We start from the raw sequence: 1,538 nt of genomic DNA, 5'->3' as shown, positions 1-1,538 counted from the left end.
AGCTTCTGGCTCGAATCGATCTTCATCTATCACTCGTTTAGTTTTCAAGGATCAATCGTGTTTCACTTCCGCATCATCAACCGCTTAACTCTCTCGGCGACAAGGACTATCTTATCATGCCCGCAACATCCTCACAACAACACTTTACGCTCATTCCTGAACAAATTTACGCGATCCCTGTCGAATCAAGGGACCGCGTAAGATAAGCTCCTCATTTTGTTTACATGCTCGTTTTTTCTACCAAGGCTGTTTTCATTCGATTCAGACCTTCTACCAAGACCGCACGCGGGCACGCGAGATTCAGCCGCAAGAATCCCTCGCCGTTTTTCCCAAAAGCGGAGCCTTCGTTGAGTGCCACTTTCGCTTTTTGATACATCCATGCTTTGAGTTCTTCTCCGCTCATCCCGAGTGACCGCACATCCAGCCACGCCAGATACGTCGCTTCCAGCGGCATGACTTTGATTTGCGGCATCCGCTCTGCGACAAATTCACGGAGATAATCGTAATTCCCCTGTACATACTCCCGCAATTGATCGAGCCACTGGACCCCTTCTGTATAGACAGCCTCGGTCGCAATCGGCGCAAACGTGCTTTCTCCGCCTAAGTTCAGCGCGTTCAAACGCGCAGTAAACTGACGGCGCACGGTGTCGTTGGGGATGACCGCCGTGGACGTATGAATTCCCGCGAGATTGAACGTCTTCGTAATCGAAAACAGCGTCACCGAATTCTGCGCGACCTCGTCGGACAGCGACGAGAACATCGTATGACGGTGTCCCCTCATCACGAGATCGAAGTGAATCTCGTCGGAGATCACGGGAACGTTGTACTTCAAGCACAGCTCGCCGACTTTGCGCAACTCTTCCGGTTCCCACACGCGCCCCACCGGGTTGTGCGGGCTGCAAAGCACCAACACCTTCGCGCCGACCTTCAGTTTTTCTTCTAAGTCTTCATAATCCATTATATAGCGCCCGTTCTGGCAGCGGAGCGGGTTCTCGACCACTTTGCGGCCATTGCCGCGAATGATCCCAAAAAACGCATGATACACCGGTGTCTGCAAAATCACTTCATCGCCCGGCTCCGTATAGATCTCCAGCAGGAGGGCGAGCGACGTCAGCACGCTCGGACTGGATGAGACCCACGCTTGCGGAACCTCCCATCCATGACGATTCTTCAACCACGCCAAGATCGAGTCCATCGTCGACTGCGGTTTGACGTTATACCCAAACACCCCATGTGCCACACGCTCCGAAAAAGCGCGTTGCACCTCCTCCGGAGCTGGAAAGTCCATATCCGCCACCCATAGCGGCAGCACTTCCGCCGACCCGAACAACTTCTCGCCAAGGTCCCATTTATACGAGTTCGTGCCCCGTCGTTCCACTATCTGATCGAAATTCATCGTTCTGCCTCCTTTTACCACCATTGTACCAAAAAGCCCGATCTCTGAAGAGATCGGGCTTTAATCAATCGTATGAACTTTGGAGCGGAAGACGGGATTCGAACCCGCGACCCTCGCCTTGGCAAGGCGATGCTCTACCCCT

Annotated in this window: 1 protein-coding gene; it reads right to left on the bottom strand. The window is 53.3% G+C overall.

Annotated features, from left to right (window positions below):
- Window positions 1–220: 220 nt before the first annotated feature.
- Window positions 221–1,396 (bottom strand): MalY/PatB family protein, encoded by a 1,176-nt coding sequence (locus EL26_RS22985; protein ID WP_038094821.1) that lies wholly within the window; start codon window positions 1,394–1,396, stop codon window positions 221–223.
- Between the last annotated feature and the right edge of the window lie 142 nt (window positions 1,397–1,538).

It is taken from the genome of Tumebacillus flagellatus (genome assembly GCF_000714935.1).
Classification (GTDB): Bacteria; Bacillota; Bacilli; order Tumebacillales; family Tumebacillaceae; genus Tumebacillus; species Tumebacillus flagellatus.
Note: the sequence above shows the minus strand (reverse complement) of the source record. Positions and strands in the feature narration are given on the sequence as shown.